20 protein-coding genes are annotated in these 24,253 nt (G+C 74.1%); 9 read left to right on the top strand and 11 right to left on the bottom strand.

The features are described from left to right. Positions 1 to 111 precede the first annotated feature (111 nt). Positions 112 to 1,089, top strand: coding sequence for an NAD(P)H-quinone oxidoreductase (locus ACH5HR_RS07870; RefSeq protein ID WP_402376397.1), 978 nt, complete (start codon positions 112 to 114; stop codon positions 1,087 to 1,089). A gap of 4 nt (positions 1,090 to 1,093) precedes the next feature. On the opposite strand, the gene ACH5HR_RS07865 is transcribed toward ACH5HR_RS07870, so the two are convergent. Continuing rightward, positions 1,094 to 1,930: an EamA family transporter gene (locus ACH5HR_RS07865; protein WP_416477236.1), complete on the bottom strand. Its 837-nt coding sequence runs from the start codon at positions 1,928 to 1,930 to the stop codon at positions 1,094 to 1,096. A 222-nt stretch (positions 1,931 to 2,152) separates the two neighbouring features. On the opposite strand from ACH5HR_RS07865, the gene ACH5HR_RS07860 reads away from it, so the two are divergent. Then, on the top strand, positions 2,153 to 2,584 hold the full coding sequence (locus tag ACH5HR_RS07860; protein WP_416477225.1) for a DUF805 domain-containing protein: 432 nt from the start codon (positions 2,153 to 2,155) through the stop codon (positions 2,582 to 2,584). Positions 2,585 to 2,694: 110 nt separating this feature from the next. Here ACH5HR_RS07860 and ACH5HR_RS07855 read toward each other — a convergent pair whose 3' ends face one another. From ACH5HR_RS07855 to ACH5HR_RS07845, 3 genes are all read right to left on the bottom strand, one after another. Next, entirely contained in the window at positions 2,695 to 3,648 is a 954-nt protein-coding gene (locus tag ACH5HR_RS07855; protein ID WP_402376402.1) for a carbohydrate ABC transporter permease, read from the bottom strand. Beyond that, positions 3,645 to 4,586, bottom strand: a complete 942-nt coding sequence (locus ACH5HR_RS07850; protein ID WP_416477224.1) for a carbohydrate ABC transporter permease — start codon at positions 4,584 to 4,586, stop codon at positions 3,645 to 3,647. Before ACH5HR_RS07850 ends, ACH5HR_RS07855 begins: the two co-directional genes overlap by 4 nt. Positions 4,587 to 4,793: 207 nt before the next feature. Further along, positions 4,794 to 6,194 (bottom strand): ABC transporter substrate-binding protein, encoded by a 1,401-nt coding sequence (locus ACH5HR_RS07845; protein WP_416477222.1) that lies wholly within the window; start codon positions 6,192 to 6,194, stop codon positions 4,794 to 4,796. A gap of 248 nt (positions 6,195 to 6,442) precedes the next feature. On the opposite strand from ACH5HR_RS07845, the gene map reads away from it, so the two are divergent. After that, on the top strand, positions 6,443 to 7,225 hold the full coding sequence (map, locus tag ACH5HR_RS07840) for a type I methionyl aminopeptidase (RefSeq protein ID WP_402376409.1): 783 nt from the start codon (positions 6,443 to 6,445) through the stop codon (positions 7,223 to 7,225). 36 nt (positions 7,226 to 7,261) lie between these two features. Here map and ACH5HR_RS07835 read toward each other — a convergent pair whose 3' ends face one another. Further along, positions 7,262 to 8,071: an HAD family hydrolase gene (locus ACH5HR_RS07835; protein WP_416477220.1), complete on the bottom strand. Its 810-nt coding sequence runs from the start codon at positions 8,069 to 8,071 to the stop codon at positions 7,262 to 7,264. A 1-nt stretch (position 8,072) separates the two neighbouring features. After that, positions 8,073 to 9,341 (bottom strand): serine--tRNA ligase, encoded by a 1,269-nt coding sequence (serS, locus tag ACH5HR_RS07830; RefSeq protein ID WP_416477219.1) that lies wholly within the window; start codon positions 9,339 to 9,341, stop codon positions 8,073 to 8,075. 73 nt (positions 9,342 to 9,414) lie between these two features. On the opposite strand from serS, the gene ACH5HR_RS07825 reads away from it, so the two are divergent. Further along, on the top strand, positions 9,415 to 10,566 hold the full coding sequence (locus ACH5HR_RS07825) for a diacylglycerol/lipid kinase family protein (protein WP_402376417.1): 1,152 nt from the start codon (positions 9,415 to 9,417) through the stop codon (positions 10,564 to 10,566). Positions 10,567 to 10,575: 9 nt separating this feature from the next. Further along, positions 10,576 to 15,075: a hypothetical protein gene (locus ACH5HR_RS07820; protein ID WP_416477217.1), complete on the top strand. Its 4,500-nt coding sequence runs from the start codon at positions 10,576 to 10,578 to the stop codon at positions 15,073 to 15,075. Between the two features lie 3 nt (positions 15,076 to 15,078). On the opposite strand, the gene ACH5HR_RS07815 is transcribed toward ACH5HR_RS07820, so the two are convergent. The 3 genes from ACH5HR_RS07815 to ACH5HR_RS07805 form a co-directional block, all read right to left on the bottom strand. Beyond that, entirely contained in the window at positions 15,079 to 15,867 is a 789-nt protein-coding gene (locus ACH5HR_RS07815) for a glycosyltransferase family 2 protein (protein WP_402376759.1), read from the bottom strand. A 260-nt stretch (positions 15,868 to 16,127) separates the two neighbouring features. Next, positions 16,128 to 16,952 carry a DUF5926 family protein gene (locus ACH5HR_RS07810; RefSeq protein ID WP_416477216.1) on the bottom strand — a complete coding sequence of 275 codons (825 nt, stop codon included), beginning with the start codon at positions 16,950 to 16,952 and terminating at the stop codon, positions 16,128 to 16,130. Between the two features lie 65 nt (positions 16,953 to 17,017). After that, on the bottom strand, positions 17,018 to 17,419 hold the full coding sequence (locus ACH5HR_RS07805; RefSeq protein ID WP_402376426.1) for a winged helix-turn-helix transcriptional regulator: 402 nt from the start codon (positions 17,417 to 17,419) through the stop codon (positions 17,018 to 17,020). A gap of 121 nt (positions 17,420 to 17,540) precedes the next feature. On the opposite strand from ACH5HR_RS07805, the gene ACH5HR_RS07800 reads away from it, so the two are divergent. Both ACH5HR_RS07800 and ACH5HR_RS07795 read left to right on the top strand, forming a co-directional pair. Next, positions 17,541 to 18,434, top strand: coding sequence for an alcohol dehydrogenase catalytic domain-containing protein (locus ACH5HR_RS07800; RefSeq protein WP_416477214.1), 894 nt, complete (start codon positions 17,541 to 17,543; stop codon positions 18,432 to 18,434). A gap of 25 nt (positions 18,435 to 18,459) precedes the next feature. Then, positions 18,460 to 19,683, top strand: coding sequence for a CoA transferase (locus ACH5HR_RS07795; protein WP_416477212.1), 1,224 nt, complete (start codon positions 18,460 to 18,462; stop codon positions 19,681 to 19,683). Between the two features lie 23 nt (positions 19,684 to 19,706). On the opposite strand, the gene ACH5HR_RS07790 is transcribed toward ACH5HR_RS07795, so the two are convergent. Together ACH5HR_RS07790 and ACH5HR_RS07785 are read right to left on the bottom strand one after the other, a co-directional pair. Beyond that, the gene (locus ACH5HR_RS07790; RefSeq protein WP_402376434.1) at positions 19,707 to 20,081 is read right to left on the bottom strand and encodes an SHOCT domain-containing protein; all 375 of its coding nucleotides are present in this window, start codon (positions 20,079 to 20,081) and stop codon (positions 19,707 to 19,709) included. 110 nt (positions 20,082 to 20,191) lie between these two features. Further along, positions 20,192 to 21,589 (bottom strand): glutamyl-tRNA reductase, encoded by a 1,398-nt coding sequence (locus ACH5HR_RS07785; protein WP_402376437.1) that lies wholly within the window; start codon positions 21,587 to 21,589, stop codon positions 20,192 to 20,194. A 49-nt stretch (positions 21,590 to 21,638) separates the two neighbouring features. On the opposite strand from ACH5HR_RS07785, the gene hemE reads away from it, so the two are divergent. Together hemE and ACH5HR_RS07775 are read left to right on the top strand one after the other, a co-directional pair. Then, on the top strand, positions 21,639 to 22,754 hold the full coding sequence (hemE, locus tag ACH5HR_RS07780) for a uroporphyrinogen decarboxylase (protein WP_416477211.1): 1,116 nt from the start codon (positions 21,639 to 21,641) through the stop codon (positions 22,752 to 22,754). Next, positions 22,751 to 24,199 (top strand): protoporphyrinogen/coproporphyrinogen oxidase, encoded by a 1,449-nt coding sequence (locus tag ACH5HR_RS07775; RefSeq protein WP_416477210.1) that lies wholly within the window; start codon positions 22,751 to 22,753, stop codon positions 24,197 to 24,199. The genes hemE and ACH5HR_RS07775 overlap by 4 nt, the downstream gene beginning before the upstream one ends. The last annotated feature ends 54 nt before the right edge of the window (positions 24,200 to 24,253 follow it).

Genomic DNA, 24,253 nt, shown 5'->3' with positions numbered 1-24,253 from the left:
CTGATCGTTCGGAGCGTCGAAAGGCGTCCCGCCTCCGCTGTCTCCGGTGTTCATGCACCTGAGGGGGCTGCTCTGGTCACTCGACGCCGCGCGCGAGTAGCCTTCCTCCGTGTGCGAGCCGTCACGATATCGGGCGAACCCCCTGCAGGGAAACTCGCCACAACTGACATCAACCTACCCGAACCGGACACCGGGGAGGTACTGATCGACGTCGCTTCCAGTGGCGTCAACCGTGCTGACCTGCTACAACGCGCCGGAGTCTACCCGCCACCACCCGGTTCTCCCGAGTGGCCAGGTCTCGAGATATCGGGTACCGTCCGCCGGCTCGGACCGGGCGTGTCGTCCCGGCGTGTCGGCGACGAGGTGGTCGCGCTCCTCGCCGGCGGCGGCTACGCCGAGCAGGTCGTCGTCCCCGCGGCGCAGACTCTGCCGGTGCCCGACGGCGTCGATCTGCTCGACGCCGCCGCACTCCCGGAGGCGGTCTGCACGGCCTGGACCAACCTGGTGGACAGCGGCCGTCTGCGCAGCGGGGAGACGCTGCTGGTGCACGGCGGGTCCGGTGGCGTCGGCAGCGTCGCGGTCCAGCTCGGCGCCGCGCTGGGTGCCCGGGTCGTCGCCACCGCGGGCGGCCCCGAGCGCACCGCCCGCTGCCGCGAGCTCGGCGCGAGCGCCGTCGTCGACCACCGCTCCGAGGACGTCGTGGCCGCGGTCCGCGAGGCGACGGACGGCCGGGGGGCCGACGTCGTGCTGGACGTGCTCGGGGGTGGGGCGCTCGGCGACAACGTGCGCCTCCTCGCCCCGGGCGGGCGGCTCGTCGTCATCGGGCTGCAGCAGGGGCGGACGGGCGAGCTCGACCTCGCCCGGCTGATGGCAAGGCGCGCGACGGTGACCGGCACGACGCTGCGCTCGCGCAGCGTGGAGGAGAAGGCGGAGGTGGTCTCGGCCGTCGGCGAGCACGTCTGGCCGATGGTCGCGGACGGCCGGGTGCGGCCCGTGGTGCACGCCCGTCTGCCGCTGGACGAGGCCGAGGCCGCGCACGCCCTGCTCGACTCGGGCGAGGTCTTCGGCAAGGTGCTGCTCGTCCCCTGACGCCCTACTCCCGGCCGGCCGCCGTCATGACGATCGCGCCGGAGACGAGGGCCAGGCCGGCGATCTCCGGCCACGAGGGGATCTGCCGCAGGACGACGGCGCCGATCACCGTCGCCGTCGCCGGGAGCATCGCGAGCAGCACCGAGAAGGTGGCCGTGCCCACGCGGCGCAGCACCACCTGGTCGAGCACGTACGGCACGACCGAAGAGCACACCGCGACCACGAGCAGGAAGCCGAGCAGCGCGAGATCGGGGACGACGACCGGTACCGAGGAGCCGAAGAACGGGGCGAACACCAGCGCGCCCACGAGCATCCCCACCGCGAGCCCGTCGATCCCGGCCCCGCCCCCGGCGACCCGCTTGCCCAGGACGATGTACCCGGCCCAGCACGCGGCCGCCGCGAGCACCGCCACGAGGCCGACGACGACGTCGGAGCGCGGCAGGTCGCCCTCCAGCGTCACGCCCGCGAGCAGGACGACGCCCGCGGCGGCGACGACGATCGCCCCGCGCTCGCGCCAGCCCCGACCCGTGACCGCCGCGACCGCGACGGGACCGGTGAACTCGATCGCGACGGCGACGCCGAGCGGAAGGTGGTCGATGCCCACGTAGAAGACGATGTTCATCGCCGCAAGGGCGGTGCCGAACAGCCCGGCCGCCACGACGTCGTGCCGGGTCCACCGGCGGCGCCAGGGACGGCGCCAGGCGAGCAGCACGACGGCGGCGAGGACGATGCGCCACCAGCTCACCGTGGGCGCGCCCAGCGAGTCGAACAGCCCGACGGCGACGGCGGCGCCGAGGTACAGCGTCAGCCCCGAGACGACGAAGATCGCCGGGGCCGGCACCCGGTCCAGCGGACCGCGGGCCGGTGACGGCGGCGGGCCGGGCGGGACGGGCGCGGTGGCGTCGGACACCTGGGGAGCGTACGCCTGGGCGTCGGACGGACGTCCACATGGCGAGGGATGTGGAGGAAACGCGACGAGAACCTGGACGCCGGGTGATCGTGTCGCTATGTTCGCCTGCGGTCGTCGCGCCCGTGGCGACCGGACCACGCACAAGGGATAGCTATGAGCTTCGGCACCGCCGTCAAGACCGTCTTCAGCAAGTACGCCACCTTCTCCGGCCGCGCCCGCCGCTCCGAGTACTGGTTCTGGGCGCTGTTCCAGGTCATCGTCTACGTCGTCGTGAGCTTCATCGCGGGCCCGATGATGGCTGCCGGCATCGACCTGCAGACCGGCGAGATCGGCGGCTCGTACTTCGGTGGCACGGCGCTGTTCGCCCTCGTCGGGCTCGCCTTCCTGCTCCCGAACCTCGCGGTGGTCGTCCGCCGGCTGCACGACCAGGACAAGCCCGGCCCGTTCATCTTCCTCGGCCTCATCCCGGGCGTCGGCGGGATCATCATCCTCGTCCTCATGCTTCTCGAGGGCACCCGCGGCCCGAACCAGTTCGGCCCGGACCCCAAGGCCGTCGCTCCGGCCCAGGCACCGGCCCAGGTCTGAGCGGGAACGCAGGAGCCCCGCGACGTCGTCACTCCCCGAAGTGGAGCGCCCCCCCTGGGGCGCGTGAACGCGACGTCGCGGGGCTCGCTCCCGCACACCCAGACGTGGGCTCAGCCCTTGACCGCCCCCGCGAGCATCCCTCGCACGAAGTACCGCTGCAGCGCGACGAACACGACCAGCGGCACGATCATCGAGATGAACGCGCCCGCCGTGAGCAGGTGCCAGTCCCCGCCGCGGGAGCCGGCCAGCTCGGCGACCGCCACCGTCATCGGCTGGAACGGGCGGGCCGCGAAGGTCAGACCGACGAGCAGGTCGTTCCAGACCCACAGGAACTGGAAGATCCCGAACGAGGCGATCGCCGGCACGAGCAGCGGGAAGAGCACCCGGAAGAAGATCTTCACGTGCCCCGCGCCGTCGACCCGGGCCGCCTCGACGAGCGAGGGCGGGATGTCCTTCATGAAGTTGTGCAGCAGGAAGATCGCCAGCGGCAGCGCGAAGATCGAGTGGGAGAACCACACGGTCCAGAACGAGCCGTTGATGCCCCACTGCACGTAGTCGCTGAGCAGCGGCACGAGCGCCACCTGGAGCGGCACCACCTGCAGCGAGAACACGGCGACGAACAGAAAGTTGCGGCCGCGGAACGGGATCCACGCGAACGCGTACGCCGCCAGCAGCGCCAGCGTGATCGGGATGACCACGGCCGGGATCGTGATCACGAACGAATTGACGAAGAACGTCGCCAGGTCGGAGCTGTTGCCGTACAGCGCCTCGTTGTAGTTGTCGACCGTGAACTCGGCCTCGCCGCTGAAGAGGTCTCCGAAGACGGTCCACCATCCGCTGTTGCGGATCACCGTCTCCGGGCGGAACGACGTGACGAGCAGACCGATCGAGGGGACGGTCCACAGGATCGCGATGAGGATCGCGATGCCCGAGGCCCAGGGCGAGCTGAGCCGCCCCTTGACCGCGATCGCGCGCTTCTCGGCGCGTGACATCTTGCGTGGCTTCTCCGGCGCGGTCTCCTCGCCGACGGCGTGCGACGGGAGCGGTGTCGGGGTGCTGGTCATCGGATCTCCTCCGCCATCCGCATCTGACGCACGTTGTACGCGATGATCGGGATCACCAGGACGAACAGCACCACAGCCAGCGCCGCGGCGAGGCCCTGGTTGTTCTGCCGGAACGCCTGCGTGTAGAACTCGTTCGCCACGACCTGGGTGCCGAACTGGCCACCGGTCATGGTGCGGACGATGTCGAACGCCTTGAGCGTCGCCATGGCGATAGTGGTCAGCACCACGACGAGCGCGGGCCGGATGCTCGGCACGGTGATGTAGCGGAACATCTGCGCCCCGTGCAGACCGTCCAGCCGGGCCGCCTCGGTGATGTCGTCCGGAATGGCCTTGATCGCCGCGGACAGCACCGTCATGGCGAAACCGGTCTGGATCCAGATCATCACGACGATGAGGAACCCGGTGTTCCACGGCTGGCCGATGAGGAACTGCTGCGGTGGCATCCCCAGCCACACGAGGATCTGGTTCAGCAGGCCGATCTGCTGGATCTCGCCCTGGTCGGGACGGAACTCGTAGACGAAGCCCCAGATGATCGAGGCGCCGACCATCGAGATCGCCATCGGGACGAACACCAACGCCTTGGCGAACTTCTCGAAGCGCGTGCGGTCGACCAGCACGGCGTAGACGAGGCCGATGACGGTGCTGAGCAGCGGCGCCAGGATCACCCACGCCGCGGTGACCAGCAGCACCTTCTGGAACTGCGGCTCGGTGAAGGCACGCACGTAGTTGTCGACCCCCACGAACTCCGTGCTGTTGCGGTTGAAGAACGAGTTCCAGAGCGTGATCCCGGCCGGGCGCAGCAGTCCGTAGGCCAGAAAACCGAGCGGTAGCCCGACGAACCCGAGCGCGACCACCCACGTGGGGACGCGCTTCGGCCGGTCGACGGCGAAGAGCACCAGGCTCATCACCGCGACGAAGAGCACGATGGCCACAGCCATGACGGCGAACTTCTCACCCGGGGTCCCGGGTGTCAGCAACCAGTCCACACCAGTTCCTTCCTCCTCACGTACGGCGGACCGGGCCCCCGGCGGCCCCCCCCCCCGGCCCCCGCCGCCGGCCGGCACGCCCGGCCCCGGGGGTCCCCCCCCCGGCGGGGCGCCCGGGCCCCGCGGCCGCCCCCCCCGCGGGCCCGGGTCCGCTCGCCGTCACTCCGGCCAGCTGTTCTCGATGCGGTCGACGACGTCCTGCGTGGACGCGCCGGTCAGCCAGTCGACGATGCCGGTCCAGAACGTCCCGGCACCGACGTCTCCGGGCATGAGGTCGGAGGCGTCGAAGGCCACCACGGCGGCCTCGTCGGAGAGGACCTCGGCCGCGAGCTGGTCGAACTCCGTCTGCAGGTTCGCCGGGTCGAGACCGGTGTTCGCGCTGACCCAGCCGCCCTCGGGCGTGGCCAGGGCCTTCTCGTTGGCCCAGTCCGCGCTGGCCAGGTACGTCTGGAAGGCCTGGACCTCCGGACGGTCGTCGAAGGCCGCGACGAACTCGCCGCCGCCGAGGACCGGCTTGACGTCGGTCTGGTCGGTCGGCAGGTAGAAGGCGAACACGTCGCCGCTCTCGCTCACCTCGGTGCCGGACGGCCACTGCGTCTGGTAGAAGTTCGCGGCGCGGTGCATCCAGCAGTTGCCGTCGAGGATCGGGAAGCCGGCGTCCGTCCACGCGGTGGTGGCGATCGAGTCGACGCCGCCCAGGCCCGCGTTGACGTAGTCCGGGTTCTTGAGGATCTCGCCCGTGGCCTCCCACGCCTCGACGATCTGCGGGTCGTTGAACGGGATCTCGTGGTTGTACCACTGCTCGTAGACGTCGGGGCCGGCCGTGCGGAGCACGACGTCCTCGATCCAGTCGGTGCCCGGCCAGCCGGTCGCGTCGCCGGACTCCACGCCGGCGCACCACGGCAGGGCCTCCTGCTCGCCGGCGATGGTCTCGGTGAGGTCCATCATCTCGGTCCACGTCTGCGGGACCTCGTACCCGGCCTCGGAGAACATGGTCGGCGAGTACCAGACGAAGGACTTGGCGTTGGCGCCGAGCGGGGCCGCGTAGAACGTGCCGTCGACGGTGCCGTACTCCTTCCAGGTCTCGGAGAAGAACTCGTCGACGTTCGCCACGGTGGCGTCCGGCGCCGGGAGGATGGCGTCGGGGTAGTCGCTGACGATGGTGTTCAGCAGGCCGGGCTGCGGCAGGTACGCGATGTCGGGCGCGTTGCCGGCCTGGACGCGGACGAGGAGCTGCGCCTCGAACTCGCGGGAACCCTCGTACACCACCTCGACGCCGGTGCACTCCTCGAACGCGTCGTAGGAGTCCTCCTGCGTCTGCTGCTCGGGCTCGACGATCGAGGTGTACACGCTCACCGAGGTGCCCTCGAGGTCGCCGAACTCGTCGTAGGCGGCGCAGTCGATCGACGACTCGGTCGCCGCACCGCCGTCCGCCGTCTCCTCCGCGACGCCGCCCTCACCGTCGGGATCGCTGCACGCGGCCAGGAGGAGCGCAAGGCTCGCACCCCCCGCGACCGCTGCCAGGCCACGGCGTCGTGCTGCCGTCGTCCTTGTGGTCATGTCCAACCCTCCACTGCGTCGTGTGGTGCCGCCGGCATGGTCCGCCGTCGGACTGCGTGGGTCGTTTTGTCCCGGCTTCGGCACTCCCGACCCCTTTGTAAAGTTGACCGCAAGTTTGCAGGTCCTGCAACCGAGACGGCGGCACGTCCCGGTTACGATGCGGTGACGATCCGACCCCGCCCCCGGTCGTGACACCCTTGGCGTCGGATGTCACGAGCACCGACGGACCAGACCGGAAGGACCACCACATGATCGAGCTGAGGACGCCGCGGGAGATCGAGGAGATGCGCCCCGCGGGTCGCTTCGTCGCGGAGACCCTGCAGGCGGTCCGCGAGGCCGCGCGGCCGGGCGTCAACCTGCTCGAGCTCGACGAGCTCGCGCACCGCCGCATCAAGGAGCGCGGCGCCGAGTCGTGCTACATCGACTACCACCCCTCCTTCGGCGCGAGCCCGTTCGGCAAGGTCATCTGCACGTCGGTGAACGACGCCGTGCTCCATGGTCTCCCCCACGACTACTTCCTGCGCGACGGAGACCTGCTGAGCATCGACTTCGCCGTCGCCGTCGACGGTTGGGTCTCCGACTCCGCCCTGTCGTTCGTCGTCGGCGAGCCGTCGTCGGACGAGCGCGCGACGGCGGACGCCAAGCTCATCCGCACCACTGAGGTCGCGCTCGACGCGGGCATCGCCGCCGCCCTGCCCGGGAAGAAGATCGGCGACATCTCGGCCGCCATCGCGCAGGTCGCACGCGAGGCCGGGTACCGGATCAACACCGACTTCGGCGGGCACGGCGTGGGCCGCACGATGCACGGCGACCCGCACGTGCCCAACGACGGTCGCGCCGGCCGCGGGTTCCCCCTGCGGCCTGGCCTGGTCATCGCCATCGAGCCCTGGTTCCTCGAGACCACCGACGAGATCTACACGGACGACGACGGCTGGACGCTGCGCTCGGTCGACGGTTCGCGCGGTGCCCACAGCGAGCACACCATCGCGATCACGCAGGACGGCCCCGTCGTCCTCACCGCGCGCGACTGACGGACGCCGCCGGGCGGGCGGGCAGCTCCGGAGGGCTCAGAGCAGGGTCTTCAGGAGCTGCGCCGCGCCGTCCTCGTGGACCCGCCCGGTGACCTCGTCCGCCGCCGCCTTCACGACCTCGTCCGCGTGGCCCATGGCGACGCCCCGCGCCGCCCACCGCAGCATCTCCAGGTCGTTGCGCCCGTCGCCCATCGCGACCGTGCGGTGCGGCTGGACGTGCGTGCGCCGCCGCACCTGCTCGAGCGCGGTCGCCTTGGACACGCCCAGGGGCGCCAGGTCCATCCAGGCGCTCCAACCCACGGCGTACGTGACGTCGTCCAGACCGAGGTGCTCCACCAGCTCGTGGAACCGCTCGGACGTCGACTCGGGGCTGCGCACGATGACACGCGTGACCTCGCTCGACCAGAGGTCCTCGAGGGGGACCACGACGTGCTCCCCCTCCAGCTCACCCTCGGGGAAGCGGTCGGTCATGCGGAAGCCGACACCGAGGTCCTCGACGGCGTAGCGGGCGTCCGGGAGCTGGTCCCGCAGCAGGCTCAGCGCCGGCTCCGGGTCGAACGTGACGACGTCCTCCGCGACCCAGCCCTCCGGCAGCTCCGGGTCCAGGCGCACCGTCACCGCACCGTTGGAGCACACCATCCAGCCCGTGTCGATGCCCAGGTGCGCCGCGATCGGCAGCATCGAGATCAGGGCGCGCCCCGAGGCGAGCACCACCTCGTGGCCTGCCGCGTGGACCGCCGTGACGGCGTCGTGCACCGCGGGGGCCATCTCGCCGTCGTAGGACAGCAGCGTGCCGTCGATGTCGAGCGCCACGAGCATCCGGTCCGGCGCGGGGGTCGTCGCCATCTCAGCGCACCGGCTCGAGGACCTCGAGCCCGCCCAGATAGGGGCGCAGGCCCTCAGGGACCCGCACCGAGCCGTCCGCCTGCTGGTGGTTCTCCAGGATCGCCACGATCCACCGCGTGGTGCCGAGCGTGCCGTTGAGCGTCGCGACGGTCCGGGTGCCGCCCTCGGTCCGCTCGCGCACGTTCATCCGACGGGCCTGGAACGTGGTGCAGTTCGACGTGGAGGTGAGCTCGAGGAACCGCTCCTGGGTGGGCAGCCACGCCTCGCAGTCGAACTTGCGCGCCGCGCTCGAGCCCAGGTCGCCCGCCGCCGTGTCGATCACCCGGTACGGCAGCTCGACCGCCGCGAGCATCGCCTCCTCCCAGGCGAGCAGGCGCTGGTGCTCGGCCGCGGCGTCGTCGACCGGGCAGTAGCTGAACATCTCCACCTTGTGGAACTGGTGGACACGGATGATGCCGCGCACGTCCTTGCCGTGGGAGCCGGCCTCGCGCCGGTAGCAGGCGCTCCACCCGGCGTAGCGCCGGGGGCCGTCCGACAGGTCGAGGATCTCGTCGCCGTGGTAGCCCGCGAGCGCCACCTCCGAGGTGCCGACCAGGTAGAGGTCGTCGCGCTCGAGCCGGTAGATCTCGTCGGCGTGCTCCCCGAGGAACCCGGTGCCGCGCATCGTGTCCGGTGTGACGAGCGTCGGGGTGATCATCGGCGTGAAGCCGGCCGCCAGGGCCCGGTCCATCGCCGCGTTGAGGATCGCGAGCTCGAGGCGCGCGCCGACACCGGTCAGGAAGTAGAAGCGCGAGCCGGAGACCTTCGCACCGCGGGCGGTGTCGATGGCGCCGAGGCTCTCGCCGAGGTCCAGGTGGTCGCGGGGCGTGAAACCCTCCGCGGCGAAGTCGCGCGGCGTGCCGACGGTCTTGAGCGTGACGAAGTTCTCCTCGCCGCCCGCCGGAGCGCCGTCGACCAGGTTGGGGATCCGGTAGAGCAGCTCGTCGAGCTCCGCCTCGGCCGCGTTCGCCGCGCCCTGGTGCTCCTTGACCTGCCCGGCGAGCTCCTTGCTGCGCCCGATCAGCGCCGCCTTCTCCTCGCCGGTGGCCTGCGCCACCTGCTTGCCCATCGACTTCTGCTCGGCGCGCAGCGACTCGAACTGCGCCAGGGAGGATCGGCGCCGGTCGTCGGCGGCCAGCGCCGCGTCGACCAGGGAGAGGTCCGCGCCGCGGGCCTGCTGGCTCGCGCGGACGGCGTCGGGGTTGTCGCGCAGGAGTCGGATGTCGATCACGCCCGCCAGCCTAACGGTCGGCCACGCGCGCCACCTCGCGCGCTCGGGCCCTGGTTCGTCCTATGTTGCCCTCATGCCTTGGGAGCTCACCGTCGGGATCGTCGCCCTCGTCATCGGCGTCGCCGCGCTCACCACAGCGCTGGTGGGGATGCGTCGCGTCCGGCAGCGCGCCGCTGGTCGCCCGACGGCGCAGGCGCAGCCCGGCGCCCCCCGCGCGCGGCCGCAGATCGCCGTCGTCGTCAACCCCTCGAAGGAGAACACCGACCGGATCGTGGACACGGCGCGGCGGGTCTGCGCGGAGGCCGCGCTGCCCGCGCCGCTCTTCTACGACACCACCGTCGACGACCCCGGCACCGGACAGGCGCGCGCCGCGCTGGCCGAGGGCGTGGACGTGGTGGTCGCCGCCGGCGGCGACGGCACGGTGCGGGCGGTCGCCGAAGGGCTCTCCGGTTCCGACACCCCCATGGGGATCATCCCGGCGGGCACGGGCAACCTGCTGGCCCGCAACCTCGACATCCCGCTGGCCGACGTGGGCGAGGCGATGGCGATCGTCATCGGGGGCCGGGACCGCCGCATCGACGTCGGACGCGCGCGCATCACGCCCGTGCCCGACGACGGCCCGGCTCCGGGCGACGTCGAGCCCGAGGCCGTCGCCTCCGAGGAGGTGGCGCCCGAGGGGCCCGGCGACGAGCAGGTCGCGCACATCTTCCTCGTCATCGCCGGGCTCGGCTTCGACGCCGCGATGGTGGCGGACGCGGACGACCAGCTCAAGGCACGGATGGGCTGGGTCGCGTACTTCCTCGCCGGTGCACGGCACCTGCACGGGCGCCGGATGCGGGCGCAGATCACCATCGACGACGAGACGCCCGTGTCCGCCCGGCTGCGCAGCGTCCTGGTCGGCAACACCGGCCGGCTGCCCGGCGGCATCACGCTGCTGCCCGACGCGGTGATGGACGACGGCGTCCTTGACGTCGCCGCGATCGACACCCGCGGCGGTCTGGCCGGGTGGGCGCAGCTCTTCGGCGAGGTGGTCGCGCAGGGCATGGGCGTGCAGAACGAGGCGAAGCTCAAGATCGGCCGCATCGACCACGTGCGCGCACGCCACATCCGCATCGACGTCGAGGGCGGGGAGCAGGCGCAGGTCGACGGCGACGTGCTCGGCCGGGCCAGCTGCATGGAGTCGTGGGTGGAGCCGGGAGCGCTGGTGGTCCGGGCGCCCGCATAGGCTGACGGGGTGCGTCCCCTGGTCCCTCCCCTCACCGTCGTCGCCGCTCTGCTGGCCGCGCTCGTCCTGAGCCTGCTGCCCGCGACGGCGCACGCCGACGACGTCGACCGGCCGACCCAGACGCCGCTCGTCCTGGCGGGCGTGGCAGGCCTGCAGTGGTCGGACGTGGACGCCGCACGCACCCCGAACCTGTGGCGGCTCGTGGGCGGCGGGTCGGTCGCCTCGGTGTCCGTGCGCACGCTGACGCCCACCTGCCCGCTCGACGCCTGGCTCTCGATGTCGGCGGGCAGCCGTGTCTCCGCCGCGGTGGACGAGGACGCGCTGCCGGAGTCCGGGACCGACGAGGAGGACGAGGACGGTCTCGCCACGGTCGGCGACCCGGCCACCGCCGTCGGCTGCTCGGACCCGCCCCTGCTCCCCGCGGCGGCCGAGCCGGCACCCGTCACGGTGCCCGGCTGGAACAGCCTGGTCGACCAGGACACCACGGGCGCGACGGCGGACCCTGGCGCGCTCGGCGACCTCGCCGCGGCGGCGGGGGTGTGCACGACGGCGGCAGGCCCGGGCGGGGCGGTCGCCCTCGCGGACAGCACGGGTGACGTCCCGCGGTACGTCACCGGTGCCGGGGACCTCACGCCGGACGACGTCGCCGCCTGCCCGGTCACCGTCGTCGACCTGGAGGAGCTCCCCGACGCCGCGACGGAGCGCGCCGAGGCGCTCAGCGTGCTCGACGACACGATCGGCTCGCTGACCACCCTGCTGCCCGGCGGCGGCCGGCTCGTCGTCGCCGGTGTCTCCGACACCCCGAACGGCCCGGCCGACCTCCAGGTGGTGGTGGACTGGACCGCTCCGGGCGGGACCGCCACCTGGCTGAGCTCCACCTCGGCCCGGTGGCCCGGCGTCGTGGTCAGCGCCGACCTCGCGGCCACGCTCGCCGACGCGATCACGGCGAGCGGCACCGCACCGCCCGCCGAGACCGACCCCGGGGACGACGGCGACGGCGACGCCTCCGCGCAGGAGGCCGCCGCGTTCACCGGCTCGCCCCTGGAACGGGGCGACGACCGGCGCCTGTCGGTGAGCCGGACGGTCGAGAACCGGCAGTACCTCGGCGTGCTCACCGAGGCGCTGCCGCTCATGACGCCCGTGCTCGTCGGCATCCTGGCGCTCGCCGACGTCCTCGTCGTGGCGGGGCTGCTGGTCGCGCGCCGCCGCACCGCGAGCACGACGCGCGCGCCGGGCACGGTGCCTCGCCGCCTGGCGATCGCCGTCCTGGCCGTCGCGGTCTCCCTGCCGGTGGCCGCGACGCTGGCCACCCTGACCCGCTGGTGGGTGGGCACCAACCCGGTGACGCTGCTCGCGGCGGCCGTCAGCGCGGTCGCCCTGACCGTCACCCTCGTGGCCTGGGCGCTGCGCCGCCTCGCCCGGCCCGGCCCCTGGCGTCTGCCGACCGCACTCGCCGCGGTCACCTGGCTCGTCCTGACCGTGGACGGTCTGACCGGCACCACGTTGCAGCAGGGCTCGCTGCTCGGCCCCGCCCCGTCGCTGGGCGCCCGGTTCTACGGCTTCTCGAACTCGGTGTTCGCCGTCTACTCCGTCGCCGGCCTGGTCCTCGCGGCCGGGCTGGCCGCCCTGCTGCGCGACGCCGGGGTGCGCCGCCGCACCCGCGTCCTGCTGGTCGCCGCCGTCGGCCTGGTGACCACCGCCGTCGACGGCCTGCCCCCGTTCGGCGCCGACCTCGGCGGCATCCTCGCCCTCCTGCCGGCGTTCGCCGTGCTCGTGGCAGGCGTCGCCGGGTGGCAGCTGACCTGGCGACGCGTCCTCGTGGTCGGGAGTGCCACGGTCGCGGCCGTCGCCCTCGTCTCCGTCGTCGACTGGGCGCTGCCCGGCCCGGGCACCCACCTCGGCGGGTTCGTCCAGTCCGTGCTCGACGGCGACGCGTTCGACGTGCTCGCCGGCAAGGCGGCCGGAGCGTGGGCGACCGTCGCGAACCCTGCCGGGACGTTCGCCGTCGTCGTGTGCGCCGTCGTCGGCTGGGCCGTGCTCGATCCCGAGCGGGCGCGGCTGGGCGGCGTGGCCGCCGCCTACCGGGCCGACCCCCTGCTGCGTCGCGCCGTCCTCGCCCTGGTGACCGTCGCCGTCGTCGGTACCGTCCTGAACGACTCCGGGATCGTGGTGGCGGTGTACGTGCTGCTCGCGTCCGCACCGCTCCTGGTCGTCGGGCCGCTCGAGCACGCCGACGCCCTCGCCACGACGGCCGCGCCTCCGGACGGCCCGGGAGCACCCCGACCCGGCCCGCTGCTGGCCCGCACCCCCGCGGTCGCCGTCGGTGTGACCGCCGGCCTCCTCGTGGCGCTGCTGCTCGGCGCGGCGGCCGTGCCCGCCCGTGGCCTGGCGGGCGCCGGGGACGTGGCCGGGCCAGGGGTGCAGGTGCTCGACGAAGAACCCGTCGTCATCATCGGCACCGAGGGCCTGCGCTGGGAGGACGTCGAGCCGTCGTCGACGCCCACGCTGTGGGGCCTCCTGCGCGACGGCGCGAGCGCCACCGGTGTCACGGCCGCCGTGACCGGGGCCTCGGGCGACTGCACCGCTGCGGGATGGCTCGGCCTGAGCTCCGGGCGCAGCCCCGTCACCGGCGAGGCGGTCGACGGCGTGTGGACGTGCGCCCCGTGGGAGGTCGCCGGCGGCCGTGCCCCCGCCGCCGACGGCTCCGCGCAGGTCGAGGGCTGGCAGGACCTGGCCGACCTGCAGTCCCGGTCCGAGTTCCTGCCCCGGCTCGGCGTGCTCGGCGAGATGCTGGCCGACGGCGGCACCTGCGCCACCGCCGTCGAACCCGGCGCGGCGCTCGCCCTGGCCGGCACCGACGGGACCGTCGAGCGGTACCGCACCCTCGAGGCGGCGCTCGCCGACCCCGAGGAAGCGTTCGCCTGCCCCGTGACGATGGTCGACGCCGGTTCCGCGCCGTACCACCCCAGCGGGACCGGCAGCGCGTCCCGTCCCGTGCCGGACGACGCCACCTCCGGGGGCGACGAGCGGGCCGCCGCGCTGCGGACCGTCGACGCGACCGTGCGGCGCGTGCTCGCCGTCGTGCCCGACGAGACCACCGTCATGGTGCTCGACGTCGGCAACCCGGCACCCGGGCGGCCGTCGCTGGGCGTCGGCGTGGTGCAGACCGACACCGACACCGCTCCCGCCTACCTGACGACCTCGTCGACCCGCTGGCTCGGCGTGGTGCGGCTGCTGGACGTGCCCGTCACGCTGGTCGACGCCTACGACCTGACCCGGCCCGCCGACTTCTCCGGCGCGCCCCTCACCCTCGCCGACGACCGCCCCAGCACTACCACCGCGACCGTCCGCGAGCTCGACTCCCTCACCGCCCGGGACCACGAGCTGCGCACCACCACCGGCACGATCACCGGCATCCCGGCGATCCTCGCCCTCGTGGCGCTCGCCCTGGTGGTCCTCTGGCTCCCCCGTCTGCGCCGCCAGGCACCTCGCGCTGCACGCGCCTGGTCGCGCACGCTGGACGTCGCGCTCCTCGCCCTCGCCTCCGTGCCCGCCGCGACGTTCCTCATGACCACCTGGGGCTGGTGGCGCGGCGAGAACATCACGCCAGGGCTGTGGCTGTCCCTCGGCGCCAGCACGGCGCTCGTCGCGCTCGTCGCCGCACTCTGCCCGCGCCGACCGGTGTGGGTCGGCCCCACCGTGCTGGCCACCGTCACGTTCGCCGTGCTGACGCTGGACGCGCTGCTCGGCACACCGCTGCACCGCGGGAGCCCCCTGGGCGCCGCACCGACGCTCGGCGGGCGGTTCTACGGGTTCGGCAACCCGACGTACTCCGTCTACGCGGTGGCCGCGGTCGTCTGTTCCGCCGGTCTGGGGACCGTGCTCGCCCGCCGCCTCGGCCGGGCGGCAGGCGGTGTGGTCGCCTCCGTGGTGGGCGCGGTGGCGCTCGCGGTGACCGTGCTGCCCACGCTCGGGGCCGACGTCGGGGGCGGGCTCGTGCTGCTGCCCGTCATGGTCGTCGTCGTCCTCGCCGTCGTCGGGGCGCGGATCACCTGGCAACGCCTGCTGGTCGCCGGTGGGGCCGGCGTGCTGCTCGTGGCAGGCATCGGGATCCTCGACTGGCTGCGCCCGGTCGCCGAGCGGTCGCACCTCGGCTCGTTCGTGCAGTCGATGATCGACGGCACCGGCCTCGAGACGATCGGTCGCAAGGCCGGGTACGCCTACCGGTCGTTGTCCGGCGGGTTCGACGCCTGGCTGGCGCTCGCCGTCGTCGTGCTGACCGTCCTGGCGCTGTGGGGGCCGCGACGGTGGCGTCCGGACTGGCTCGCCCGGTCCGAACGGGCGTGGCCGCTGCTGCGGCCCGTCCTCGTCGCGCTGCTGATCGCCGGCGTCGGCGGCGCGGTCGCGAACGACTACGGGATCCGCGTCGTGTCGCTCATGCTGTTCGCCGCGGTGCCGCTCGTCGCCCTCGTCGCGCTCCGCACCGACGACGCCGAACCGGCGGACTGACGGTCAGCCGCGCGTGCGGGTGCCCATCCGGCCGATCCTGTCGACGACCCGCCGCACCTGCCGTGCGCTCACGGCCGCCATGACGTCGCGGTACTGACCGGCACGGTGGAGCTGGCCGGCCAGGTCGTTCGACGACGGCCGGTGCCGCAGGTCGCAGGGCACCTCGACGGCGACGTAGCCCGCCCGCAGCAGGTCGATCGTCATCCCGGTCTCGACCCCCCAGCCGTGCGCCAGCGGGGTGGCGGCCTCGAACGCGTCCCGCGTCAGGCAGCGCATCCCGGACAGCGGCTGGGTCGGGCTCCAGCCGGTGAGCCGGTGGATGGCGCGCCGTGCGGCACCGACCACGATGCCGCGTCCGCCGGCGCCCTTCTGCGTGGGCAGCAGCGCGATGGCGAGGTCGGCGACGCCCTCGCGCACCGGGCTGACGAGCGGGGCGGTGTTGACGGCGGTGTCGCCCAGGTCGCCGTCGATGAAGAGCAGCAGCCGCGGTGCCCGGCCGTCGGCGTCCCGCATGGCGACGACGGCGGCCCCCGTCTCCATCGCGGCGGCCTTGCCCCGGTTGTGGGAGTGCCGCACGACCACTGCTCCGGCGTCGCGCGCGACGTGCTGGGTGTCGTCCTCGGACCCGTCGTCCACCACGAGCACGAGGTCGACGTGCGGGATGGCACGGGCGGACCGGACGGTCGCCGCGATCCGCTCGGACTCGTCCTTCGCGGGGATCACGACCGCGACGCGCTGGACGCTCCGGCCGCCACGGGCGGTGGGCGGCCGTGGTGTCTTGGCCACGGGCATGCTCGGTCGGCGTGCCCCCGGGTTCACCGCCGTCTCGCCGGGCATCGGCTCACGGCTCGTCCGTGTTGCCCCTTGGTCCGCGTTCACAGCTCCCTGCCTGTGCGGCCGTCACAGCCACGATCGTCGATGTGATCCTCGGCGCGACACGCCGGGATCGGAAGTGCAAAGAACTTCCCTCAGAATCCTACTCCCACGGTAGGGCGGGATCCTGCCCGCCGCAGGGAGAGGTCGGGGGTCACCGGGTGAAGTTTCTGTGCGGGTCAGCGCAGGGTCACCTGGCGGGAGATGATGCCCGCCCGGGCGCGCCGCTCGTTCGGGTCCAGCGGTGCGTCGACGGCGAGCGCCGCCTCGAACCGGGTCGACAGGTCCTGGATCGGCTCGGTCAGCTCGTCCGCCTCGGTGCCGCGAGGCAGCTCCCACACCGGCACCACGAGGCCGCAGGCGCGGAACATCCCCAGGAACTTGCCGCCGGCCAGGCCGGAGTCCCGCTTCGCGTGGAGGCGGGCGATGGCGTCGACCACACGGTCCTCGTCCTCGGTGCGCGCCCACCGCACGAACTCGCGGCTCATGCGGCACCAGTACGCGGAGTCCACACCCTCGACCTTGACCGTCGGGACGGTCTGCTCGGCGGCCTCCTCGAGACCCTCCTTGATCTCGGCGGTCATCTCCGCCGAGGAGTCCATCCAGTAGTCGTACCCCTCGTGGACGGTGACGTCGAACGGCACCGCGGTGTCCAGCACGTCCTGCAGGCGCGGGGTGTCCGCGGTGACGTCGATCTGCTCGGGCAGGACGCCCGTGCCCGGCTCGGCCTCGATCGCCGCGAGCAGCGCACCCGCCAGCGAGCGGCTGATGTCGTCGGAGCTGAGCACACCCTGCACGGCGAGCAGGACCGTGCCGTCCTCCCTGTGCAGCGCGGCCCAGCCGCCCGGCAGCACGGTGGCGACGACGACGTCGCGGCCGCCGTGCGCGTCGACGGTGCGGGCCGGCGCGGTCGCCGAGGGCACGATCTCCCGCATCGAGACCCAGTCGGCCTCCCCCGGGAGCCCTTCGAACGGACGCAGCACGAATTCAGCGGTCTTGGCCATGCGCCCGATCCTAACGGCGTGCGGCCGCTCGCGGGCACACCGCACCGTTACCCGTCGGGGAGCTGTCAGGGCCGGTCCGCGTCGTAGCGCGCTCGCGCGGCGTCGACATCCGCCATGTGGTGCTCCGCCCACTCCTTGAGGAGGGTGATGCGCTCGCGCAGCGAGTCACCCAGCGGGGTCAGGGCGTAGTCGACCCGCACGGGGACCGACGGCGTGACCTCGCGCGTGACGAGCCCGTCGCGCTCCAGCGAGCGGAGCGTCTGCGTGAGCATCTTCTGGCTGACCCCGGCGATGCGGGCGGCCAGCTCGGAGTACCGCAGCGGGCCGTCGCGCAGCGCGGCGAGGACGAGGGTGACCCACTTGTCGGAGATCCGGTCCAGCAGCCGGCGGCTGGGACAGCTCGCGAGGTAGGCGTCGTACGCCTCCTTGGCCCGCTGCTTCCGTTGGACGGCGGTCGTGGTGGCCATGGAACCTCCCGTGAGTTACCTGCGGGTGCCTACCGTACTTTGAGGTGCCTTCTTCCTCCCGGAGAGCGCCTCGGCGAGGCTGAGGTCGTCACTCACCCCCACCGCGAGAGGAACCTTCACGATGCGTGCACTCGTCGCCCGTACCGGCAACAACACCCCCGTCCTCCAGGAGTCGTCCCCGGAGCCCCTGGCGCCCGACGAGATCCGGGTCGCCGTCCGCGCGGCCGCCGTCAACCCTGCCGACGGTTGGGTCGCGAGCGGCGCCGCCCGGTCCCTGCTCGACCTGCCCGACGTCGTCGGCCTCGGCTACGACCTCGTCGGCACGGTGACCGACGTCGGTGCCGCGGTGACGGACCTGACCGTCGGTGACGTCGTCGCCGCCCTGCACGAGGACCGCACCGCACCCGTCCGCGCCCATGCGGACGTCGCCACCGTGCCCGCCGCCGCGGCCGCCGTCGTCCCGGCCGGCCTCGACCCGGCCGGGGCCGCCTCGGTCCCGCTCAACGCGCTCACCGCGGCACAGGGGCTCGACCTGCTCGGCCCCGCCGAGGGGCGCACCCTGCTCGTCACCGGAGCCGCCGGTGGCGTCGGCGGGTACGCCGTCGCGCTCGCCGCACGGAGCGGCTGGCGCGTGACCGGCCTCGCCCGGGCGGCCGACGAGGACTTCCTCCGCCGGGCGGGGGCCGCCGACACCGTCACCGACGTGCCGGGACCGGACTTCGACGCCGTCTTCGACGCCGCCGCGCTGCAGGAGGGCGCGATCGTCGCCGCACGCGACGGGGGTGCCTTCGTCGGCGTGCTCCCGCCCGCCCCGGTCGCGCCCGAGCGCGGCATCTCCGTCGCGGCGGTGAACGTGCGGGCCGACGGCGAGCGCCTGGCCGAGCTGCTCGGGCTCAGCCGCGACGGGGTCCTCGAGGTGCGCGTGGCGGGCGAGGTGTCGCTCGACCAGGCGGCGGCCGCGTACGACCGGCGGACGGCGGGCGGCCAGCGGGGGCGGTGGCTCCTCGTGCCCTGACGGCACACGCCCTAGGCTGCCGACCATGGAGTGGCTCGCCGCGACGCTGCCCGTCGCCGACCTCGCCCGCACCGCGCTCGAGGAGCTGCGTGCCGCCGCCCGCCGCGCCGGGGTCGCCGGGCCGCTCGTGGACGCCCCGCTCGATCCTGCACGTGTCGCCGCCGCCTTCGCCTCGGACCGCCTCCTGCGGATCGACGGCGAGCCCTGGGCCGGGTTCGCCCCGCACTCCGGGTTCTTCCGCACCGCCGACGGCTGGGTCCGCACCCACGCCAACTACCCGCACCACCGCGCGCGGCTGCTGCACCTCCTGGACCTGCCCGACGGCGCCCCGCGGGACGACCTCGCCGCCCGCCTCGCACAGCGCTCCGCCCAGGACGTCGAGGACGCGGCGGCCGATGCGGGGGCCATCGCCGTCCGGGTGCGGTCGGAGCGCGAGTGGCGAGCGAGCGCACCCGGCCGGACCGCCGCCGTCGGCCCCCTCGTGGCCACGACCCCCCGGGCGGACGCCCGGCCGGCCCGGGCCGCCACGCCCTTCGCCGGCGCGCGCGTGCTGGACCTGACGCGGGTGATCGCCGGCCCGGTCGGCACCCGCACGCTGGCGCTGCTCGGCGCCGAAGTGCTACGGGTCGACCCGCCGGAGCCGGCCGAGATCCCCGCCCAGCACCTCGATACCGGGCAGGGTAAGCGGTCCACGCTGCTCGACCTGCGCCGCCGGGACGACCACGCGCGCGCCCAGGAGCTGCTGGACCGCGCCGACGTGCTGGTCACCGGCTACCGGCCGGGCGCCATCGAGGCCCACGGCCTGCGCCTGCCGCCCGGCGCGGTGCACGCTCGTGTCTCGGCGTGGGGCGCCGGCGGCCCGTGGGCGGGACGGCGCGGGTTCGACTCGATCGTGCAGGCGGCCAGCGGTGTCGCGCTGCTCGAGTCGGCCGACGGCGTCACCCCGGGCGCGCTCCCCGCGCAGGCCCTCGACCACGCCACCGGGTACCTGCTCGCCGCCGGGGTCGTCGACGCCCTCGCCGGGCGGGCCCGGGACGGCCGCGGCCGGGACGTGACGGTCGCGCTCGCCCGCACGGCCGCCTGGCTCCTGGACACGCCCGGCCGGGAGCCGGGCCATCCCCCGGCCACGCTCCCGCCGTCGGGCACCACGGTGACCCACGGCCGCGTGCGATCCGCGCGCCCGGCGCTGCCGGTCGACGACTACCCGGCGCCGGCCCGGCCCTGGGGCGGCGACGCGCCGCGCTGGTGAGCCGGGCGGCGCCGCCCGTCAGGTCAGGCGAGCGCCTTGGCCTTGAGCGCCTCGAACTCCTGCGGGGTGATGGTCCCGTCGTCGAGCAGCCGCTTCGCCGACGCGATGTGCTCGGCGGGCGAGCCGGCGACCGTCTTGATGTAGTCGTCGGTGGCGGCCTTGGCGTCCTTCGCCGCCGCCGTGCTGCGCTCGGCCATGCCGCGCCCGCGGGCGATCAGGTAGACCAGCGCGGTGATCATCGGCGCGAAGATCAGCAGGACGACCCACAGCGCCTTCCACCAACCGCTCAGCCGGTGGTCCCGGAACAGGTCCGTGATGATCTGGAACAAGACGATGAGGTACGCCATGAAGAGGAAGATCCAGAGAAGCAGCCAGACATAGCTCCAGAAATCGTCCATCGTGAGGGTCCTTCCGGTCCGCGAGGATGATCAGAAGCCGCATCCACGACCTCTGTCACATCACGCTAGCCACGGAGTGACGGAACGGCGCGACATAGCCCGACAAAAACTCAATCGGGGGCGGTTCGATCGACGGCCGGAACGCTGCGCAGCGCGCTCTCCGCGCCCGTGACGACGGCGGCCTCCGCCGCCCGCGCCTCGGCCAGGGCCGTCGCGCGGGCCGCGACGATGCGGCCGTGCAGCGCGGCGTGCACCCGCCGGCGCGCCGACCGGGCGATCTCGTCCCGGTCCGACGCCGTGGGCTGCTGCCCGTGGGGCGCCAGCTCGTCGGCCAGCCGCTCGACCGCGGTCTCCACCACTGCCGCGACCTCCCGCTCCGCCTCGTCGAGCAGCGCGACGACGGCCGCGTCCGCGGCGCGACCCAGTCGAGTCTCCTCGAACCGCGCCGCGGCCCGGGCCACCAGCGCCCCGGCCTCGTCGACGACGGCGCGCTCGGTCGCCGGGGCGTGCGCCATCAGCGACGCCAGGTCGTACAGCAGCACGCCCTCGACGTCCGCGGCCGCAGGCTCCACGTCGCGGTGCAGCGCGAGGTCGAGGATCACGAGGGCGTCGGGCTCCGGCTCGTCGCCCGCTCGGGCGGCGGCGCGCTCCCGCGCCCGCGCCACCGAGGCGGCGTCGAGGACGTAGGCCAACGAGGCCTCCGCGTCGTCCGGCGCCGCGCCGGACCGCCCGCTGCGCGCGCCCGAGCAAGACACCACGACGTCGGCGTCCCCCAGGGCCTCGACGAGCGCCTCGGGCTCGACGCCGACGGCACCCGTGCCGTGCGACGCCGCGAACGCCTCCGCACGGCCGGAGCGGGAGTACACCCGGATGTCGTCGCAGCCGCGGGCCCGCAGCGCCGCCACCGTGGCGCCCGCGTACGCGCCGGTGCCGATGATGACGGCGCGGGCCACCGGGTACGGACGCATCGACCGGCCGGCCAGGTCGAGCGCGACCGACACGAGGGACCGCCCGGCCCCGCCCAGCGACGTCGAGCGTCCCACCTGCTTGGAGGTGCGCGACGCCGTCTGGAAGAGCAGCTCGAGCGTCTTGGAGGTGGTTCCGTCGGCCCGCGACTCCGCGAGCGCGCGCTTCACCTGCCCCGCGATCTCCCGCTCGCCGACCACCATCGAGTCCAGGCCCGCGGCCACCGTGAACAGGTGCTCGGCGACCTCGGGGCCCGTGCGGACCGTGAACGAGCCCGCGGCGACGTCCGTGGACACCCCCGAGGACTCGGCCACGAGCTCCGCGACGTGGCGTGTGGCGTGGCGGACCGTGTCGCCGTCGAGCGGAGCGTCGACGTCCAGGTAGAGCTCGAACCGGTTGCACGTCGAGATGACCACCGTGCCCTGCACGGGCCGGCACGTGCCCACGACCGTCCGCCCCACGGACATCGAGCCGGTGGACAGTCGCTCGAGGGCGTCGAGGTCCAGCTCGTGGTGGGAGGCGGTGAGAGAGAGGAGTACCACAGTGCCCCCACTTTATGATCTGTGCTCCCTCAAGGCAGAATTGTTGACCGTGACATCCCCCACGGTGAACGTCAGCGACCTGCCCGCCTCCCACCCCCTCGTCGACGGGCGTACGGCACAGTCCTTGCTGGTCAGCGCGCTGCGAGGTGATCGACCGGCGCGGACGCCCGTGTGGTTCATGCGGCAGGCCGGCCGGTCCCTGCCCGAGTACCGCGAGGTGCGACAGGGTGTCGGGATGCTGGAGTCCTGCCTCCGGCCCGACCTCGCGGCCGAGATCACGCTGCAGCCGGTCCGCCGCCACGGCGTCGACGCCGCGATCTTCTTCAGCGACATCGTCGTGCCCCTCAAGCTGGCCGGCGTGGACGTCGAGATCGTCTCCGGCGTCGGGCCGGTCATGGACCGCCCCTACCGGACGGCTGCCGACATCGACGAGCTCGTCTCCCGCGACCTCGACGACGCCACGCTCGCACCGATCGCAGAGGCGGTGGAGCGCACCGTCGCCGGGCTGTCCGACGGTGCCGCCTCGACACCGCTCATCGGGTTCGGCGGTGCGCCGTTCACCCTCGCCGCCTACCTCGTCGAGGGGCGGCCCAGCCGCGACCACCTCGCCGCCCGCACCCTCATGCACGCCGACCCCGAGACCTGGCGCCGGCTGACCGAGTGGACCGCCGACCTGACCGGGCGGTTCCTGCGCACCCAGGTGCTGGCCGGCGCGAGCGCCGTGCAGCTCTTCGACTCCTGGGCGGGTTCCCTGTCGCTCGCCGACTACGCGGCGCACGTGGCGCCGTCGTCCACCCGTGCCCTGCGGCACGTGGCGACGCTCGGCGCGCCCGGCATCCACTTCGGCACCGGCACCGGGCACCTGCTGCCCGCCATGCGCGACGTGCTGCGCGACGCCGGGTTCGCCCACGCCACCGTGGGGGTCGACTACCGCACGCCTCTGGACGAGGCCGCCGCGCTGCTCGGCGGCGACGTGCCGGTGCAGGGCAACATCGACCCCGCCCTGCTCGCGGCACCGTGGGAGGCGCTGGAGGCGCACGTCCGTGACGTCGTCGCGCGAGGCGCCACGGCCCGCGCGCACGTGGTGAACCTCGGCCACGGGGTGCCGCCGACCACCGACCCGACGGTGCTCACGCGCATCGTCGAGCTCGTCCACTCGCTGTGAGCCAGCAGGTCGACGCCGTCGTCGTCGGCGGCGGCATCGGTGGGCTGGTCGCCGCGCGCACGCTCATCGAGCGCGGGCTGCGCACGGTGGTGCTCGAGGCGTCGACCCGGCTCGGCGGGCCCGTGCGCGGCGGCGCGTTCGAGTCGTTGCCGCGCGTCCCCGTCGACCTCGGTGCCGAAGCCTTCGCCGCCCGGGGCACCGCCGTCGGCGAGCTCGCACAGGAGCTGGGGCTCGACGTCGTCGAACCCGCACCCCTGTCCGCCTGGGGGTACGCCGCCGGCCGCGCGTTCCCCCTGCCGCGGGCGGGCGTGCTCGGCATCCCCGCCGAACCGTGGGCCGCCGACGTGCGCCGCGCCATCGGCTGGCCCGGCGTGCTGCGCGCCTCCCTCGACCGGGTGCTGCCCCGGTCCGTCGGCGCCGACGCGGACGACCTCGGCTCCCTGGTGCGCGCCCGCCTCGGCGCCCGGGCCACCGACCGGCTCGTCGCCCCGGTCGCCACCGGCGTGCACTCGGCCCCGCTCGACCGGCTCTCGGTACGGTCCGTGGCCCCCGGCCTGATGGACCGGTTCACCGTCGAGGGCTCCCTCACGCGCGCCGTCGGCGCGCTGCGGGCCACCGCGCCCGCCGGCTCGGCCGTCCGCGGCATCGACGGCGGGATGCACGCCGTCGTCGAAGCGCTCGCCGGGCAGATCGCCGCGAGCGCCGAGATCTGGACCGACACCCCGGTCACCGACGCGACCGGCCCCATCCACACCGCGCTGCGGCTCGGCCAGGAGGTCGTGGGCATCGAGCAGGCCGACGACGGCGGCTGGGTCGTGCGCTCGCGCGCCACCGCCGCGGGGGTCGCCGGCGGCCGCGGGTCGCTGCACACCGTCACGGCACCGCGCCTCGTGGTCACCACGCCCGCCGTCGGGCCGCTGCTCGCACCGTGGACCGACGTCGTCCCCACCCCGGAGGCGGGCGCCGACGTGCGGCTCGCGACGCTGCTGGTCGACGCCCCCGCGCTGGACGCCGCCCCGCGCGGGTCCGGGATGCTCGTCGCGCCCGGAGCCGCCGACGTGCGCGCCAAGGCCCTGACGCACTCGACCGCCAAGTGGCCGTGGCTGGCCGCGCGCGTGCGGGCCGCCGCCGGTGAGGGGATGCACGTGGTGCGGCTCTCCTACGGGCGTATCGGCAGCGAGACGGTGCCCCCCACCGCCGACGAGGCCGCCCGGGACGCCTCCGTGCTGCTCGGCGTACCGCTGACCGGCCGTGTGCAGGACCATCTGCTGCAGCGCTGGGACGGCGCGCTGCCCCCGCCGACCCCCGCCTACCGGGCCGACGTCACCGCGCTGAGCGCCGCCGTCGGGCAGGTGCCGGGGCTCGCCGTGACGGGCGGCTGGGTCGCCGGCACCGGGCTGGCCGCGATCGTGGCGCACGCCCAGGCGGCGGTCAACGGGCTGTAGCCGCACGGATCTCCGCGCACGAGGCGACGAGGACATATGTCTACCATCCCGAGG

Source organism: Isoptericola maris (assembly GCF_048065335.1).
Classification (GTDB): Bacteria; Actinomycetota; Actinomycetes; order Actinomycetales; family Cellulomonadaceae; genus Isoptericola; species Isoptericola rhizosphaerae.
The sequence above is the reverse complement of the archived record's forward strand: the minus strand, read 5'-3'. Positions and strand labels throughout refer to the sequence as shown.